The sequence below is a fragment of the Dietzia aerolata genome (genome assembly GCF_014144865.1).
Lineage (GTDB): Bacteria > Actinomycetota > Actinomycetes > Mycobacteriales > Mycobacteriaceae > Dietzia > Dietzia aerolata.
Genome location: NZ_JAALDM010000325.1, coordinates 257 through 2,175, shown reverse-complemented (window position 1 = coordinate 2,175; position 1,919 = coordinate 257). Strand labels below are relative to the sequence as shown.

At 69.9% G+C, this 1,919-nt stretch carries 2 protein-coding genes; both read right to left on the bottom strand.

Going from position 1 to position 1,919, the window contains the following annotated elements; all coding sequences use genetic code 11:
- Nucleotides 1-1,214: aldehyde dehydrogenase family protein (locus tag G6016_RS16215; RefSeq protein WP_182633630.1), on the bottom strand; the 1,214-nt coding region annotated here is incomplete at its 3' end.
- Nucleotides 1,215-1,321: 107 nt separating this feature from the next.
- Nucleotides 1,322-1,919 (bottom strand): Ig-like domain-containing protein (locus G6016_RS16210; RefSeq protein ID WP_182633629.1); only part of this gene is annotated, 598 nt, incomplete at its 5' end.

Below are 1,919 nucleotides of genomic sequence, written 5' to 3'. Positions count from 1 at the left end.
TAGATGTTGCCGGAGCGGGTGCGGTCGGCCAGGTGCTCGAAGCGGTCGTTCTTGTCGCCGTACCAGTACAGGACCAGCGGGCTGGGCCGGTCGTTGATGTAGCGGATCGCCTCGTCGATGCTGCGGTAGCCAAAGACGGTGAGCACGGGGCCAAAGACCTCGTCGGAGTCGATCTCCATGTCGGAGGTGACGCCGGTGAGCAGGGTGGGCGCGATCTTGCGGGTGACGGCGTCGGGCAACCGCTCCCCCGCGGGCGCGGCGTCGCGCTTCTCGGCACCCTTGGCCACGGCGTCGTCGATCAGGCCGACAATCCGCTCGTAGTTCTTGGTGTTGATCACGGCGGTGTACTCGGGGTTGCCGGCGATCGCGGGGTTGGCCGTGCGCCACTGGTCCAGCACGATCTCGCAGAACCGGTCCATCTGGTCCTGGGGCACAAACACGTAGTCGGGGCACATGCACACCTGGCCGCCGTTGACCATGCGGGAGGAGGCGATGCTGCGGGCCGCCCGCTCGATGTCGGCGCTACTGTCTACCACCACGGGGTTCTTCCCGCCGAGTTCCAGGGTGACGGGGGTGAGGTTGGCGGCGGCGTCGGCGGCGACGGACTTGCCCACCTCGGGTGAGCCGGTGAAGAACAGGTGGTCGAACGGCAGCCGGGAGAAGTCGGCGCCGCGTCCGTGTTCGGGGCCGATGATCGCGAGTTCGTCCACGGAGAAGTAGTCGGGTGCACGCCGGGCGAGCACCTCGGTGGTGTGGGCGGTGACGGACGAGGGCCGCAGCATGACGCGGTTGCCGGCGCCGAGTGCGGAGCCGGCGGGGACGATCGTCAGGTACAGCGGGAAGTTCCACGGTCCGACGATCCCCACCACGCCCTTGGGGTCGTGTCGCACCTGTTGGGTGAAGCCCACGGCGTCCAGCAGGCGGGAGGGACGGGTGGGCTTCATCCACTTCTTGACGTTGGCGCGCTGGGTGTCGAGGTCGGGGATGGAGGAGGCCACGTCGGTGAGCAGCGAGAACGTCTCGGGGCGGGAGCCGTAGTCCTCGCGCATCGCCTCGGTGAGCTCGGCGGCGTTGTCCAGGACGAGCCGCTTGAGCCGGAGGATCCGGTCGCGGCGGACCTTGGCGCTGGGCTGCGGGTCGGCGAGGAACGCCTGCTGCTGCCGCTCGAGGATCTGGGCGAGGGTGAGGTCGCGGGCGGTGGGTGTGGTGACCATGCCCCCAGGGTAGAACGTGTTATCACCCGGTGGGGGCGGGAGGTCACGACGACGAGGACCCGCCTCCCCTGGTGGAGAAGGCGGGCCCTCGGTGTGGCACTCGGTCGTCAGCTGCCGAGCGAGCTCAGCGATCCGAGTGAGCCGGACGAGCCGGTCCCGCCGGCCCCGCCGAAGAGTCCGCCGAGCGAACCCATGTCGAGCGAGCCTGTCGAGGGGTTGTCGTCGTCGTCATCGTCGGCGGCGCGGACGGTGACGGTCTTGGTCACCATCTGGTCCCCGACGGTGACCGTCAAGCTCACCTGACCCTGGGCGGCCGGGGTCCACTCGCACGAGCCCTTGCCATCCTGATCCAGGGTGACGCGGCAGATCTCGGTCTCGCCGTGGGTGATCACGACCTGCTCCCCGGCGCCGCCGGTGACCGCGATCTGGGCCTTCTCGCCCGCCACCGGCTGCGCCGGGTCGAACGTGATGGTCGGCTCGGTCGGCGTCACGACCTCCGACTTAACCTCCATCGACCCGCCGTCGGCGGCCGGGGAGGTGTTGCCGGCGGCATCGGTCGCGGTGACCGCGACCGGCTTGCCGTCCATCGCCTCGGTCGCGTCGAACGAGCACGTGAACGTCCCGCCCGTCGCCGTGACCGAACACACCTCGTCGCCACCCACCGTCACGGTGACGGTCGACCCGGCCTCCGCCGACCCCGACACG